Raw genomic sequence first — 14392 nt, 5'->3', positions numbered from 1 at the left:
TGAGATCGCCGGCCTGTTCTTCTTCTCTGTTTCGTACGATCAGGCGACAGTCGGCGACATGTCGTGGGTACGGCGGTTCATGCTCTCTTGGATCTTGCGCTGAACTGCGTTAGCGATGGACTCCGCGTCCTGACCAGCGCCGTTGATCGTGATCGGCGCCGAGATCGATGACGTGCTCGACCCGCCGCCACCGGCACCAGCGCCACCGATGGGCTGAGTATTCGGCGGGCGGATTGGGGCGTCTTGCCCAAGCGGTGTCTTGGCGCCGAGACCCGCACCAGCCGGAGCCGGTTTCCAGCCTGACGAGCGGAAGCCGTCCCCGATGTCCTGCGCACGCTGTTGATCTCGCTTTATGCTCTCAACGAGACCGGAATCGCCCCAACGCGGGTCGGCGTTGCGTAATCCCTTATAGCCGTACCACTCGGAGCCTGGGTTATAGTTCGGGTTCCGGCGGAACTTCTCGGCGATATGCCTCGCCACCCACTGGGCTTGCGCTTGGATCGTGCGCGGGTCCTTCAGATCGAGACCGGTTTGCTTCTCGAAGACTGCGCCGAGACCGCCCTTGCGGTTAAGCTGAAACGGACCGTAAGACTCTTCACGCGCTGTGATGTTTTTGTCATAGTCGGCCCGATGCCCGCTCTCGCCGGCACGGATGCCCTGGAGAATGCGGGGATCGATGCGAGCCTCAGCCGCCGCTCGATTGATCACATCGGTAAGGCCGCCCGTCGCCCCATTGGTCGGGGTCTGTGAGGTTCCAGCGTTACCGGATCGAAGCTGCTCTAGCGTTCTCCCATTCCACTCGAAATGCATGGCGTCCGGACGGCGCTTCCAATCCCCGCCCCATGTCAAACCCCACTTCGCCGCCATGTCGCTGACGTTCTTCGGCATGTCGGTGACGAGTCGAGAGCCCATCGGGTTTTGGGCCGGGTTGATGTCGATCGCATTGCCGTATGCATGCTGCGAGAGACGAGACCCGCCACGGATCGTGCGGTGGTTATGACCGCCAAGACTGTTGATCTTGTAGCCGGAACCTTCGAGTTCGTTCAGGAAGCCACGGAAGTTCTCAGCCGCCGCACGATGCACGGTGACTCGCTTGCCGCTCGCCGTGGTGATCGTGGTCAGGTTAGAGCCGGCCGGGCCGTACTGTCCCGACATGTGGTTCGCAGCACCCCGGCCAGGAGCCGACGAAGCTTCCGCTCCCCCAGGATTGGAGCCGCCGCCACCGCCGAAGATGCCGCGACGCGACAGGCCACCGCCGTTACCGATGAACGAGCCACCCTGAGATTGAGAGAGAGGGCCGCCGCTGAAGTTATTAATGCTCCCATCTAGGGCAGGACGAAAGCTCGAACCGATGCCGGCGAGATCGTTGCGCAGCGTGCCGGCCGTGCCAGAGATCGAGGTCCGGTGGATCAGGCCGCGCCATGTTTCGTCGGCCGACTGCTTCTGGATGAGCGAATTGCGGTCCAGGGATTCCTTCAATTCATCCAGAGACTTGCGGAGAGGCGGGTCTACCCACGTGCCAGCCGGTTTGTTGCCTTGCGCCTGCCGTTCGCGTTCCTGCGCCCATGCCCCAAGCTTATCGTGCAAGCGGTCCTGTTCCGCCTTCGACAGCGATGTAGAAGGTCCGACCGTGGCGGCAGCGCCAAGCCCGAACCGTCCGAACAGGCGTCCCAAGAGTCCACCGGCCGCACCGGCACCGACGCTCGCGCCTGGAACCTTCGGCACCGTGGCACCGACGACCCCGGCCGCCTTCAGGATCGACCAAGCCCCTAGTGCCGCAGTGGCCAGCGTGCCCACAACCGAAGCGAGACCCGCGAGGACGGTGATGGCCGGAGCCGCAACGACAAGAGCAGCCGACAGGGCGATGATCTCGGCCGTGAACTTCCCCATCGATTCAAGGGACGCATTCGTGCCGGTGAACACGGTGAGGATCGAGCGGATCGCACGCGCGACCGACAAGATCCCTTCTGTGAATCCTCGGGCAAACTCTCGGACCTGACGCCCGACTCCTGCGAGATCTCCACCGAACGCGCCTTGGAACAGGTCGCGCCATGTCTTCACGCCAAGGGCTTCCTTGACGCCTTCGAGACCCTGCTTCACGACATCGGTAATCGAGTCGAAGTTGAACTTGCCGGAAGCATCGAGGAAAAACGAATTGACGGCCGTCAGAATTTCGTCGAAGCCTGCGCCGAAAGATTCCCAGAACTTATCGATGATGGCTTTGGTCGATTTCCATTGGCCAAGCCAAGATTCCTGGCGCTTCTTAGCTGCTTCATCGAGGAAGTTGGCGTTCGCGGGGTCGTCCACGGACTTCATGGTCGACTCGAGACCCGCCACGCCGCCGGATTGTTGGACAATTTCGTCAGCCCACTGGTGGCCGCCGAGTGCCTGGGCGACCTGAGTCCGCTGCCCGGCTTCGAGGCCGTTCAGCTTCTTCATGAGGTCGAGGTAGAAGGCGGCACCGTCGGCACGCATCGCGACGGCCATGTTCTTCGCCGATCCGAAGCCGAGCGAGAGGGCGACGAAGCCCATTTCTTTGCGCTTCTTCGGGTCGAGGAATTTAGAATCCGCCTCTGAAACACTCTGGAACAGAGCGCCCAAGAACGTGCCGGCCTTCCCTGGCTGAATGCCCACGGACTGGCCACCCGATACCATCGCGACAAGGTGCTCGGGGCTGATCTTCGACATGCTAAGGACGCCGAAGGCCCGCTTGGTGCCCTCCACGATCTCGTTGGCTTGGGTCGGGTCCTCCTTCGCCGTGATGGCCACGGCGTTGAGCGCCGACTTCAGCTTGGCCGGGGTCGATGCCGCGCCGAAATTCCGATCGATCAGGCCAGTGAGGCGCGTAGTTTCCTTCAGGTCGAGTTCTAGCGCCGTCACGGCCCCCATGATCGTGCGCGTGACCTCCTCGGGAGCCTTGATGCCGGCCTTCAAGGTCTCGTTGTAAGCTTCGAGACCTCCTGCGATCCCGAGACCGTTCTTGATGGCCTCCTTGTCCAGCCAGCCGCGCCGCGCCGCCTTGATCTGATCGGCAGTCAACCCACTGAAAATCTGGAGGTTTGTCTCCGCCGTGTCCACGGCCATGCGGGCGCTGATACCCGTACGAGCAGCGAGAGCGCCAGCACCAGCGGCAATGGCACCACCCGTCGCAATGGGTCTCGCGATCCGGTGATAAGCATCCGTGGAGTGCTGGACGGTTGACCGACCATGCCGAACGGCATCACGGCGGTTCCCGGCTTCCTCGCGCTCAACGCGTCGATCTTCCTTCAGGCGGAGGGCGGCCCGGTAGTTCTCTAAACGGATGCGTTGGCGGTCGGCCTTGTCGCGCTCACGGTCGGCGGCACGATCCTCGGCAGCGCGCTGAGCGGCCATCCGCGTGTTGAAGGACAGGGACCGGCGGAACGATCTCTCAGTCCCGCGATCCTGGCGGGCACGTGCTGCGGTCTCGGCGCGCTCAGCTTGACGCTGTTCCTTCTCACGCTGGCGGAAAAGGCGGTCATTGAAGGCCATGCGCATTCTGAAGGCGCGATCATCGCCCTGCGACTGACGGCGGGCCTCGGCTTCCGCCTGTTTCGCCATCCGCACCTTGAAGCTCATCAAGCTCTGAAACGCGCGGCGCTGCTCGGCCTGCTCGGCGCGGATCGATTTCACCGCATCAGGCACCTTCCCCCTTCCAGAGGATTGGGCAACTGTGGTGGCTTTACGGAAGCTTTCGGCAACAGCCTTTGCGCGGGCTTCAAGCTTTCGCAGCTTGGCGTCTAGGCGCTGGATTTCCTCTTCGCCGCGTGTTCTTACCTCAAGGTCGAGGTTCAGCTTCATCTGTTCGTCGGACATCTTCTCGTTTCATGGTTTGGGTGCGAGCGTCCTGCGCGTGGCGGCCTACTCGCTAGACTGTTGGGAGGTTGTGAAGTTCTCGGAAATGTTCGTCGCCCTGGCGTCACGGTGCGGGCGGTAAATCCGAGCGAAAAATGGTATATAACATATGCCCATCAGCACACCGGGGGCCCTGTTCTCTACAAAAAGACCCCCCCTCTCGTTTTTCGGCGCGCGAGCATGTTCATGCCGTCGCGGAGGTGTCCGACAAGCGGTGTGAGCTTGTGGAGAGTGCGAAATATACTTGCGGGGAGGCTTCGCCTGGGCTTGCGTAACAACTGCAAACGGTCGTATGTAGGTGTTACGACGAAGCATCGAGACGTTCCGGAGCCCGCCATGAGCACCCTTCGCCCCCTGGTCGCGTATCTCCGGGTGAGCACCGACAAGCAGGGACGTTCAGGTCTTGGTCTCGCGGCGCAGCGTCAGGCCATCGAGGCGTTTGCCCTGGCCAACGGGTACGACGTCGTTGGGGAGTATCAGGAGGTAGAGACCGCCAAGGGGACGGACGCTCTGGAACGCAGGCCGCAACTGGCCGCTGCTCTCACGCGTGCCCGCAAGCTGAAGTGCGCCGTCGTCGTCTCTAAGCTCGACCGACTGAGCCGCGACGTGGCGTTCATCGCTGGACTCATGGCTCAGCGGGTGCCGTTCATCGTCACCGAACTCGGGACCGACGCCGACCCGTTCATGCTCCACATCTACGCGGCGTTGGCCGAGAAGGAACGCGCCCTGATCTCGCAACGGACGCGGGCTGCGCTGGCCGGGAAGGTCGGCAAGGGTGTCCTGGGTAACCGGACGAATCTGTCTGAGGCGACCGCGAAGGGCGCGGCGAGCAACAAGGCCGGGGCCGATGCTTTCGCTCGGAACGTCCTGCCCGTCATCGAGTCGATCAAGCGTTCGGGGATCTCGACGCTAGGCGGGATTGCTGCCGAGTTGAACGCACGGAACGTCCAGACGGCTCGCGGTGGCCGCTGGGAGGCGATGCAAGTGAGCCGCATTCTGAAGCGAGCCGCTTGAACCGAACCCGCCTCGCGCACATCTGTAGGAAAGCGCGCCCGTCGATTACCCCTTGGCTACAATCGACAGGCGCGCCTAAGCCTCGGCCAGAGCTGGACCGGGGCTTTTTCGTGTCCGAAGGCGCTAAGACCTTGGGAAAATTCGTAATTCTCTTTTTGTGCTTGGGATCGATCGGAGCGGCAGGATTTCGAGGTCGTTGACCGTGAGGCACCGCGTCGGATCGTTGTCGAGATCGAGGTCGCCTGTCGATCGGAGACGGGACCCGGCTTCATGCCCATCCTGGCCAGGACTGATTGCGGAGGGTGTCTAACCCCCCTGCCAAGTATGAGGCACAGCGGGATCGGCGGCCTCCGACATCCCCACGATCAGACCGTGGTCCGGGGCCATCCTTCCGGCATGCGCTGTCCGAGCCGGTAGCCGAGTCCGAAACTGCAAGCGCTGATCGTGAGGTGGAGGGCGAGCCAACCCATGGTCAGCCCTCGTCTTCCTCTAGGCGAAGGCCCGCATCCATCCACGGCGGTGCAGGCGGTTCGGCCTTGGCCGGCTTCTTCGGCTTCGAGGGTGCGGCGACCGGCTCGTCTCGCGGTGTCACGTTGGCGGCTTCCGGCACCGGTCCTGTCTCGGCGACCGGTCGGGGATAGTGGAGTCCGCGCTTCACCGGCAGCATGGCGCGCGAATGAACTTCCGTGTGGGTCGCCACACCATGGAGGATGCGAATAACCTCCGGGTCGGCTTTTGAGTCCGAAGGCAACCGCTCGAACGCTCTATAGGTGATCTCGGCGCGATCCAGCGTCACGCGGCCTTCTCCCCCGCAACAGGGGCAGAACACTTGTGCACTGGCACGGGCGCGCTCTGCGGCTTCGGCCTCGACGCGGGCGCGCTCGACTTCCTCCGCATAGGCGGCAGCGCGGGCGGCACGGATTTCGGCCTTTGTGCCATAGTAATCATCATGCTTGGCCAGGGCATCTGCCTGTTTCTTCTTCCAGCCTCGTTGCAGAGTCATTACAGCACCCCAAGGTTGAGGCCAGCCTCGAACGCGAGTTGTTCGGCGAGCTTAGGGTTCGACTTGATGAGAACCATCTGTTCAGTCATGGAAAAGCCCGGCCCTGCCTGGAACGGGTTCCGCTGCGGGCGGCCCTTCGTCTCGGCGGGTTCGGCCTTGGACACGAACAAGCCGGGCCGTTCCTTCGCGAACTCGGCAATCAGTTCGGCGCAGCCCATGTTGTAATCGGGACCGTTGCCGACGCGGATCGCGCCATGTCCCGTCACGGCGAGGATTTCCCCCCGCTCGTTCACAGTTGTTTGCTTGGCGATGAGCGCTTCGAGGGACTCGGGATCTTTCGCGCCCTGCCGCTCAAGCTCGGCACGGATCGCGCGGGCCTTCATGGCCTCGACGGCGTGCTTGTAGTCGATCTCAGACGCTGCGGGCGCGGCGGCGGTGGTGGTCTCTGTCGTCATCGGTTATTCGTTTCTGTGTTGTCGCGCCGGCTGGCGAGGTGCGTATAGAGAAGAGAGCGAATGTAGCCGCTCATGTTGAGCCCGCAGGACTTCGAAACGTCGCGCAGGATCGTGTAGATCTCGCGATCGATCTCCACGTAAACCTTCAAGCGGGACGTGCCGCGGTCGTCTTTATGCTTCGTGGACATCGCTCGCTCGGGACTTTGGGGTTCGGAAGATGTTGGCCGGCTTGCCCGCCAGAGCGAGAAGTTGCGTGCGAACATAGGATGAGAAATCAAGCCCGCGACGGCTCGCCTGATCGTGCAATTCCCGGATCAGGTCGGGCGGTAGTCGGACGTGAACGCTCTTCATATTGCCTCGGAAAATAGCCGGAAAATCGCCAACTCGGACTGAGCGGCGTTCGGCAGCACGTAAAATTTCCATTGTATCCGAATACTAGCACAAATACCGTGATTTGTCAACTCGGCACAGTCTCGTGACCCGGATCAGGCGACAGGGTCGGACATGAAGACTCGTGGTTGCTGATGAAATTGGGCGAGATCGGGCCAATAAATCAGAAGAAAATCGAATCAATTACAGGAGGACTACGCGCAGCGGGTCGGCGGTCTCGGCAAGACGGGCGAGACCGGCACGGCGCGAGGCGTCGGAGTCCAGGAGGCAGAGGCGCATCAGCCAATCGACACGGGCAGAGTCGCTCCCGTCGAGCGCGGCGCACAGGAGTTCGAGGCAAGCGTCATCATCCACGCACAGGGGCGCGTCGGGTCGGTCGGGCATTGTGCTTATCCTGGGGGGGAAAGGTCTCGCGGATGACAGGGCGGCGCTCAGGCCGCCCGCCACGTTGGGCTCAGAACGGGATGTCGTCAGGCAAGTCGATATCCGGCCGAACGATCATCGTACGAAACAGGCTTGCGGGGATCGGAGCCGATCGGACACGGATCGGCCCCGAAGTGCCGTCCGGGAAGACCCACGCTTCGATAACGACGCCGCCCGGAGTGGTTTTCACACTGAACGAGCCATCGCCGCCCTCGGAGTCGATGCCGTGAGGCGTGAAGCGGGTGACGGTCTCGGCGTAACCGGTCACGAGGTCGCCGGTAGGCCGATCAAGGTCCGCATAAAGTGCGCTCTCATCGGTTGCGGCGAGCCAATCGGACAAGGCGGTGGCATGGCGCGAGGCGTTGCGCGGCATTGGAGGGTCTCGCTGATGTGGGGGATGGTCGGTGTGGACGCGGCGGGCGCGACGGCTACGCGGTGCTGGCCGTGGTCCGGGTCAGGAAGGCATCGACCTCGTCGCGCCGGTAGCCAAGACGACGCGTGGAGACACGGATAGGCATCGGTGCGCGACCGGACGCGGACATACGCGCGAGCGTCGCGGTCGAGATGCCGAGCAGGCGGGCGAACTCGGCGGGCCGGATCAGAGGCGGGGGCTGCGTGCTGGTCATGGATGAATCGGGCTCCGTGGGCTTCAGGAGCTTCCCCAACTCAAGCCGATCCGGACTGCGGTCAACCAAGCCGAGACGGTGCGACGGCTTGCCGTGTTCGCGGAATGTTCTACATCACGGCCGAGCTTGGACACGCGGGGAATCGGCATGGCGAGGCGACGCTACTTCCACCGGGACGAGGCTCTTACCCTGGTCGAGAAATCGAGGCGGTGGCGCCTGGACGCGATCGAGCAGATGCGCAGCGCACCAATCGGGGGACCGTACTACCAAGCGCTAGGGGGCGTCCTCGACGCGATCGATGGTCTCGCCGAAGCGGTCACCGGGGACCGCAAGCTCTTTCACCTGAAGGCGCCGACGACGCACGGGCACCGGGTGGCGACGCGACGGGACGAGGGCGAGGGTTGACGGTCTCGACCGATTCGGAGAGGGTCACGGGACCGGGTCACAATCCGGCGGTTTGGAGCCGACCAGACTCAATGAAATCAATGACTTAGAGGGTGGACCGGCGAGTCCTTTCCTGGGCACCACCGCCCGCTAAGTCGTTGTCCCGCTGAAATCATTAGGTTTTTTAGGTCAGACCGGGGTACAAAACCGTGGTACGGACCTAATGATTCAGAAGATGGCGCGACACGCGTCCTGCACAGATTCCCACTTCCCTCAGATCCAGGCACGCGTGCCCGCCGACCTCGTCGAGCGGTTGCGTGGCAGCTTCGTCGTTGTCGAGTGTCCGGCCATGGGCGCAGAGCCCGAAGCGCGAATCTCGCTCAAGCTCGGCGAAAAGGTGAAGGGCAGCCTTTTCACGCGGGACAAGACGGTTGCCACGGCGCGGCGCCTGCGGGTTCTGGAGCATCTGGAACGGCTCTACGCCACTGATCCGTCCCCAATGAAGTGGTCCGCCCTGAGGTATGGCTTTCGGGCCAGTGATCCTGCGCGAACTTTGAACTCAAACCACTCGGTGCGGGCAGGTCACTTTGATCTCGTTTGTAAGTGCAAACCCGTAAGAGAATTGTGATATTTCTGGAGACATGTGCGCCGTCCGACAGGAAATAAAATTTTAATTACTCGAAGGCGCTGCCAGAGCCAAGCGTTGAGATGTGCAAGCTCAGCAATCGGACACAAGCGTCTTGTTTAGAGCGATAGATCACTGACATGCAACAAAGCCAGCCATTGCCTTAGCAGCGTCCGCCAAGTCTGCGGGGTCAAGCTTCGCGCCTATCGTCGCACCCTGCTGGATGGCAATCTGATTGGACTCCAAGAAGGTCCCCAACATGTTGGTCTTGATCGCGAAATTGATGTTCTGGGGAAAATCTCCCGAAGCAAGCGCTACCCGAAGGACATTCAGCTTCGCGGCAACAACGCCAACAGCGTTTCCGTAGGTGTCCAGCAGGGGGCCGCCCGAGTTTCCTTGCTGAACCGGAGCTGAGATTTGATAGTACCGGCTGTCGTCGGCCAAGCCAGAGAGGGCGGTCACGTTGCCGATGGTAAAATTCCCCGAGCTGGCGAGGATGTCAGCATGTGGATAGCCAAATACCGCGATTGACTCGCCCAATCGAACTCCCGACCTCAACGAGGCAAATTTGCTTCCCTGTGCGTCCTCGACTGCCAGCAGGGCTAGATCATTGTTGGTGTCGGTTGCTACGATGCGTGCCTTATGGGGAGGCTTACTGTCGTTGAGCTTTACGACGACAGCCTTGCAATCCTTCACGACGTGGGCGTTCGTGACCAAGTTCCCCTTACCGTCTACGAAGAAGCCCGTGCCCATCGACATTCCTTTCTCCTCAGCCTTTGGCGTGACGGGGGCCACGGGCGCAGGAGGCGCAGCATTTGCGGTCGGAGGTGTTGAGGGCGCAGCCGGTGGGCTCTCCCTCATGGCGGGCTGAACGGGAACAGGAACATTAAGCGGAGCCGTCGCGGCCACCTGAGGCGCAGGCTGCGAAAAATTCGGAGGCTCTACCATCGGTCGCCCATTCATCACCGAACCGAGGGAGGACGACATCAAGATGGCCACACGCTCTCCGCTCACGTTGCCGTTGGTGTTGTTCCAGAAGAGTGAGAATCCAAGAACGCCATCCCCGTCCTGATGATAACGGAGGTATTCATCCTCCCCGGTCGGAGAGGTAGCCGAGACCACGAACCATCCATCCTTGATGATGCTGTAATGGATGGCGTGTCCTGCTGATCGACGTTTCTCTAGAACTGCCTCATAAAAGGGGCCGATACTGACCGCGGAGAAGAAACTGTAGGACACTTTAAGGCGATTGCCCATGTCCTGATACGTCAGCCCGTTTTTGTTGGGCATTGGGCGCATCGCCAAGCCCTGAGGTATCCAGATCGGACGTCCCCGGAATGGATGTGAGATGAGCTTGAAGTTCCACATGCTCAACATGGATGAGCCAGCGGAAATCAGCCTGTCTGAGGTGGTCGCGGTAAGGACTCCATCGGGCCGCAACCCTCGCTCCTCCTGAAAACGTCTGATCGCGTTGTACGTTCTGAGGCCGAACTGCTCTGTAGGAACGGAGTTCTGGTAGCCAGTCGCGATGAGTAAGATCTGCGCAACTACGCGTGAGCGGAGGTCGTTGCGCTCATTAAAGACGGTCTCGGCGAGCGTGAACTCAGGGGTGCGTACCTGCGCGCTCACAGGAAAGGCCAAGAGTCCATAGACCAAGGCAAGCGCAACGCGACGCATGACAGAGTCAATCCTCAGAGGGCCAGTGCACGCTTACGTTTATGGCTGGCGGCATGAGGTTGGCTAGAGGGGCCATGCTGGCTGCGCTTCGATGATCTGTGTCTATCCCGAATTTACCGCCGCGAAGGTTACTCCTCCGGCCCGATGCCCGTGAACCTCTTGTACCGCTTCCGCTCCTACCGAAGCGCAGCCTTACGAGCTTGCTTCACTGCAACGCTTGCCTCACGGTCGGCCTTCCAGATTAGAGCGTTGGCTTTGGAGCGGGGCATCTCGGTGGCTGTGGATCGAAGATGGCTCTCCAGCAATTCCTGATCCTCTGACAGCATCGGCCCCATCAGGTCACGCTGGAGGCGCAGATTGTGCCAGATCGAATGCGAGGCGCTGCGGCGATGCTGCGCCAGAGCTCAAGCCATTCTATCAGCTTTGTCGCGTTTCTCGTTCATGGTCCGCTTCAGTCGGCCGATCTGGTGCTCAATCGCCTCCTCCAGCACCTCCACAGCGAACTCGGAGATGTCGACAGGGGGCAGCGACCGGCCGTGCATCAGGGGAGCCCTCGACGTGAATCTTCACGCGCCCTGCAAGCGTGGCCGTGACTCGACGCAATTCGAGTCGCCTGGGAGGGCGTCGAGGCTGCGCGGAGGGGAGAGAAGTCACGCTTGGCGGAAGCGGGCGCTGACGGGCAACCTGGGGGATCCGAGGGCCTCCTTGCCGGTGAACCCCATGACGAGGAGCGCGAAGCCGTCCTTGGTCATGTTGAAGGCAGGCATAGTCCGAAGGCCGTAGCCAACCTTCGCTTGGCACGCGGAGGGGGTGAGCCATTGCCTTGAATTTTCAGGGCTAAGGAAGCGCACCAATTTGCGGACCTCGCGGAGGCAGTTGGCGAGAGGGTACCTAAACGGTTCACCTCAGAGCCCTTCGGCGCTGTCCACCTGCTCCTCTCGCGCGATGCGGTCGAGGCAATCGAGGGCCCGCCTCATCCCCACGTCGGTCCGGATCTGTTGCAAACGCTCCAGGCACTTGCAAACGAGAGTGGGCTCAGGCTGCTCCATGCCGTAAAACTGATCCACATTCATGCCGAGCAGGGTAGCGATGCGGCAGAGCAATTCTTGCATGCTTTCAGGGCCGTCCGACATACCGTCCCGTTCCGTATTCGTGCAGCCCGAATGGAGGATAGGCGCATTTGCATTCAGTTCCGGGCCGAAGCAAATTCCGATTATGTGATCGGTGCGCGGCTCCAGCTTGAGGGCAAGGCACCCTTCCCGAGCCTCCCCAGATAATCTTCGTGGCAGACTCGACAGGGCTCCGCGTCCACGTCGGGAGTGTGTGGACTGCCCTGACCAGCCAGCCCCGCGCAGAAAGCCTTGGTCTCGGCTGGCTCGCGCGCGTCCGTCACCCAGACCGCGGCAGCGTGCACGAGGTCACCAGGACCGCCGCCTCCGCAGAAAGCGGGCTAGGCAGTGCGAAGGTATTGTTCGATTCCACACCGAACGCTCAAAAGAGGCATTTCCGTCGTATCTTCTAACTTGCGTCAGTGCGGCGGAGAAGCAGAGGCTTACAGTCTGCCGTTATGGCACATGTTAACTCACACGCGCCGCAATACGTGATCACTGCCAAGACGCAGTGCGGCATTGTTCAGGAAACCCGAACGATGGCCGCGAGTGCTCTCGTGCTTGCTCGGTCTTGGTTGGCTGCTGGCCATGCCGATGTGCACGTGACAGATCCTCAGGGCAATCTGCTCACTCCCGAGGGTTACAAGGTCAGGTTCATGGAAGGCGCCAGACAGTTCCGCTAGGTAGCGCTCTCTGGCTGCCCAGCGCGTCCCACACGGCATCGGACTGGGCCCGCGTGAAGCCCGGCTTACGGCTCACCTGCGTGGAAGCCCTAGGCGGCCGGAGCCTTCGCTGGGCTGAGTGCCCGATGCACGGACCCTTTCCCAATCCCAAGCTGCGCCGCGATGGCGCCCATGCTGAGGCCCTTCTCGGCCAACGCCTTGATCTCCTCCGACTTGGCCCGCGCGGTCGGCTTCCGGCCCTTGTAGGCTCCCTCTGCCTTGGCCTTGGCGATGCCCTCACGCTGCCGCTCCAGCATCATCTCCCGCTCGAACTGGGCCACGCCGGCGAGCACGTTCAGCATCAGCCGCCCGGTGGGCGTAGAGGTGTCCACGTCCAGGTTCACGATGCGGAGCGCCACGCCCTTGGCCTCCAGCGCCTCGATGATCTTGCCCAGATGCGTGACGCTGCGGGCCAGCCGGTCGAGCTTCGTGACGACCAGCGTGTCACCTCTGACGGGCGAACTCAAAGGCCGCCTCAAGCTGCCTGCGAGGGGCTACCGAGGAGACCTGCTCCCGGAACAGCTTCTCGCATCCGAGGGCGGTGAGATCTCGAACCTGGGCGTCCAGGCCAGCGTCCTGCTCCAGGGTCGAGGTGCGAGCGTAGCCGATGAGCATGACGGGGCGTTCCAGGTTCAGGCGTTCCACTAGATTCTACGACATAAAGCCACGTCCCGTTCCAAAACCCAAGAGCACTTTCGTGGAACAGCTCCGCATGCCTCAAGAACGTTCCGCTTGAGCTTGCCCTATTGGAACGCGGTCGAGCCAATGCGCCTGACACATGAACAAGAAGTAGAGCCCTATAGCGGCAGGCTGACGCAATGCCGCTTCCACCTGGGTGAATGTGAAGGCCGGGCACATCGGCCAGAGCAGTCGCGGGGGTAAGATACGGGTGGGGCTCAAGCTCTGGTCCGTCAGCCGGACACAGGTATGCCCCGTTACTTCTTTGACCTCGACGCACCCGACATGGCTGGACACACGGCGTTCACCGACCTGACCGGGACCGAGTTCCCGGATGTGGAGGCGGCGCGGCGGGCAGCCCTTCAGTTTCTCCCTCACTATGCCGGGGACGCGCTCCGGCCGGTCAGAGACCAGCACACGTTCAACCTACAGGTCCGAGACGAAAGCGGAGACATCGTCTACCGCGCTCGGCTGGTGCTGAACGGCCAGCGATTGTGAGTATGCGCGTGCAGGTGGATTTCCTGGCTCAGGCCGACCGCCTCGTCGCGCACGGCGAGGCGCTGGAGGCCGAGCTGTGGCGGAGCCTGGCGAGGACAGCGGCACCCTGAGTTGACCCCGTGCAAGGTTCGTCTCCGGGCGCGCGCGTGCTTCCTTCGTGCGCCTGGGCGCGATGCCGCGCGGGATACCGGGCGCGGCACCATAGGCGAACTGAGTGGGCGAGGGGGGAACCCGGCCTCGATTGCCTGTCGATGTCGGCTCATATTCTTGTGCTCAATATTCCTCCCCTCCGGACGCTCTGCCGTAATCGGATGCGCCAGGAGACCCGCTAGGGCCTCCTGGACAGAGTAGTGGCAAACGCTTTGCAGCGGCTGGCGGCCCTTAGCGGCGCCAGAATGCCAGCCGCTTCACGATGGCCTCTCGCACCTCATTCCAGAACCAGTGACGGTCGGTCTCGTGCCTTTCGAGGTGAAAGCCGAGCAGGAGCGCTGACTAGCCCCACATCACGGTTGCAGTGGTTCGGCCAGGCCACAGCTCACAGTCCGCGCGATACAGCCGAACATAGTTATCGCGCCCGTTGATCTCGAAGCCGAGGTTGAAATTCAGGGCGAGGTTCATTTGTCGTCCACATCCGCCTCTCTGAGTAGGCGGCTGAAGTGTTTTTACAGCCACAACCTTGAGACGGCTATGCTCGGAGATGTATGTCGCAACAGAAAGCGATGCATCTGCGGCTGTGTTCCGATGTAGAACGCGCAATCAGCCTTGCTTATATTAAGCCTTCTCGTTCCGGGAAAATATATCGGGCAATCGTAAGAGGGCGTATGAACAGCTCAATCAATCGTCGGTCAGCTTCACGGCCTCCGGGCCGCCCCCCCCAAAAAAAACGACGCTCATCGCCAAGCTCGCAGGTGCCGT

Annotated in this window: 13 protein-coding genes and 2 pseudogenes; 4 read left to right on the top strand and 11 right to left on the bottom strand. The window is 61.9% G+C overall.

What is annotated here, in order from left to right:
- Positions 1-39: 39 nt before the first annotated feature.
- A complete protein-coding gene (locus MET9862_RS02945) occupies positions 40-3834 on the bottom strand; it encodes a phage tail tape measure protein (protein WP_142581612.1) in 3795 nt (1264 codons plus the stop codon).
- 375 nt (positions 3835-4209) lie between these two features.
- On the opposite strand from MET9862_RS02945, the gene MET9862_RS02940 reads away from it, so the two are divergent.
- Positions 4210-4887 (top strand): recombinase family protein, encoded by a 678-nt coding sequence (locus tag MET9862_RS02940; protein WP_142581611.1) that lies wholly within the window; start codon positions 4210-4212, stop codon positions 4885-4887.
- Positions 4888-5359: 472 nt separating this feature from the next.
- Here MET9862_RS02940 and MET9862_RS02935 read toward each other — a convergent pair whose 3' ends face one another.
- The 6 genes from MET9862_RS02935 to MET9862_RS02910 form a co-directional block, all read right to left on the bottom strand.
- The gene (locus MET9862_RS02935) at positions 5360-5890 is read right to left on the bottom strand and encodes a hypothetical protein (protein ID WP_142581610.1); all 531 of its coding nucleotides are present in this window, start codon (positions 5888-5890) and stop codon (positions 5360-5362) included.
- Complete coding sequence (locus tag MET9862_RS02930) at positions 5890-6345, bottom strand: hypothetical protein (RefSeq protein WP_142581609.1); 456 nt, start codon at positions 6343-6345, stop codon at positions 5890-5892. The genes MET9862_RS02935 and MET9862_RS02930 overlap by 1 nt, the downstream gene beginning before the upstream one ends.
- The gene (locus MET9862_RS02925) at positions 6342-6533 is read right to left on the bottom strand and encodes a hypothetical protein (RefSeq protein WP_142581608.1); all 192 of its coding nucleotides are present in this window, start codon (positions 6531-6533) and stop codon (positions 6342-6344) included. The genes MET9862_RS02930 and MET9862_RS02925 overlap by 4 nt, the downstream gene beginning before the upstream one ends.
- A 385-nt stretch (positions 6534-6918) precedes the next feature.
- Positions 6919-7119, bottom strand: coding sequence for a hypothetical protein (locus tag MET9862_RS02920; RefSeq protein WP_142581607.1), 201 nt, complete (start codon positions 7117-7119; stop codon positions 6919-6921).
- A 70-nt stretch (positions 7120-7189) separates the two neighbouring features.
- Positions 7190-7531 (bottom strand): hypothetical protein, encoded by a 342-nt coding sequence (locus MET9862_RS02915; RefSeq protein WP_142581606.1) that lies wholly within the window; start codon positions 7529-7531, stop codon positions 7190-7192.
- A gap of 55 nt (positions 7532-7586) precedes the next feature.
- Complete coding sequence (locus MET9862_RS02910) at positions 7587-7784, bottom strand: helix-turn-helix transcriptional regulator (RefSeq protein WP_142581605.1); 198 nt, start codon at positions 7782-7784, stop codon at positions 7587-7589.
- Between the two features lie 147 nt (positions 7785-7931).
- On the opposite strand from MET9862_RS02910, the gene MET9862_RS02905 reads away from it, so the two are divergent.
- Together MET9862_RS02905 and MET9862_RS02900 are read left to right on the top strand one after the other, a co-directional pair.
- Entirely contained in the window at positions 7932-8189 is a 258-nt protein-coding gene (locus tag MET9862_RS02905; protein ID WP_142581604.1) for a hypothetical protein, read from the top strand.
- A 268-nt stretch (positions 8190-8457) separates the two neighbouring features.
- The gene (locus MET9862_RS02900; RefSeq protein ID WP_142581603.1) at positions 8458-8796 is read left to right on the top strand and encodes a hypothetical protein; all 339 of its coding nucleotides are present in this window, start codon (positions 8458-8460) and stop codon (positions 8794-8796) included.
- 129 nt (positions 8797-8925) lie between these two features.
- On the opposite strand, the gene MET9862_RS02895 is transcribed toward MET9862_RS02900, so the two are convergent.
- The 4 genes and pseudogenes from MET9862_RS02895 to MET9862_RS02880 all read right to left on the bottom strand — a co-directional run bounded on the left by MET9862_RS02895 (position 8926) and on the right by MET9862_RS02880 (position 12916).
- On the bottom strand, positions 8926-10470 hold the full coding sequence (locus MET9862_RS02895) for a serine protease (protein WP_142581602.1): 1545 nt from the start codon (positions 10468-10470) through the stop codon (positions 8926-8928).
- 650 nt (positions 10471-11120) lie between these two features.
- Positions 11121-11336: pseudogene (locus MET9862_RS29925) on the bottom strand (hypothetical protein); the annotation flags it as partial.
- A 39-nt stretch (positions 11337-11375) separates the two neighbouring features.
- The gene (locus MET9862_RS02890) at positions 11376-11582 is read right to left on the bottom strand and encodes a hypothetical protein (RefSeq protein ID WP_185156732.1); all 207 of its coding nucleotides are present in this window, start codon (positions 11580-11582) and stop codon (positions 11376-11378) included.
- A gap of 769 nt (positions 11583-12351) precedes the next feature.
- Positions 12352-12916 (bottom strand): annotated as a pseudogene (locus MET9862_RS02880) (recombinase family protein).
- A 312-nt stretch (positions 12917-13228) separates the two neighbouring features.
- Here MET9862_RS02880 and MET9862_RS02875 point away from each other — a divergent pair.
- Positions 13229-13477, top strand: a complete 249-nt coding sequence (locus MET9862_RS02875) for a DUF6894 family protein (RefSeq protein WP_244612533.1) — start codon at positions 13229-13231, stop codon at positions 13475-13477.
- The last annotated feature ends 915 nt before the right edge of the window (positions 13478-14392 follow it).

The sequence above is a fragment of the Methylobacterium symbioticum genome, from assembly GCF_902141845.1.
GTDB classification, from domain to species: Bacteria; Pseudomonadota; Alphaproteobacteria; order Rhizobiales; family Beijerinckiaceae; genus Methylobacterium; species Methylobacterium symbioticum.
Note: the sequence above shows the minus strand (reverse complement) of the source record. Positions and strands in the feature narration are given on the sequence as shown.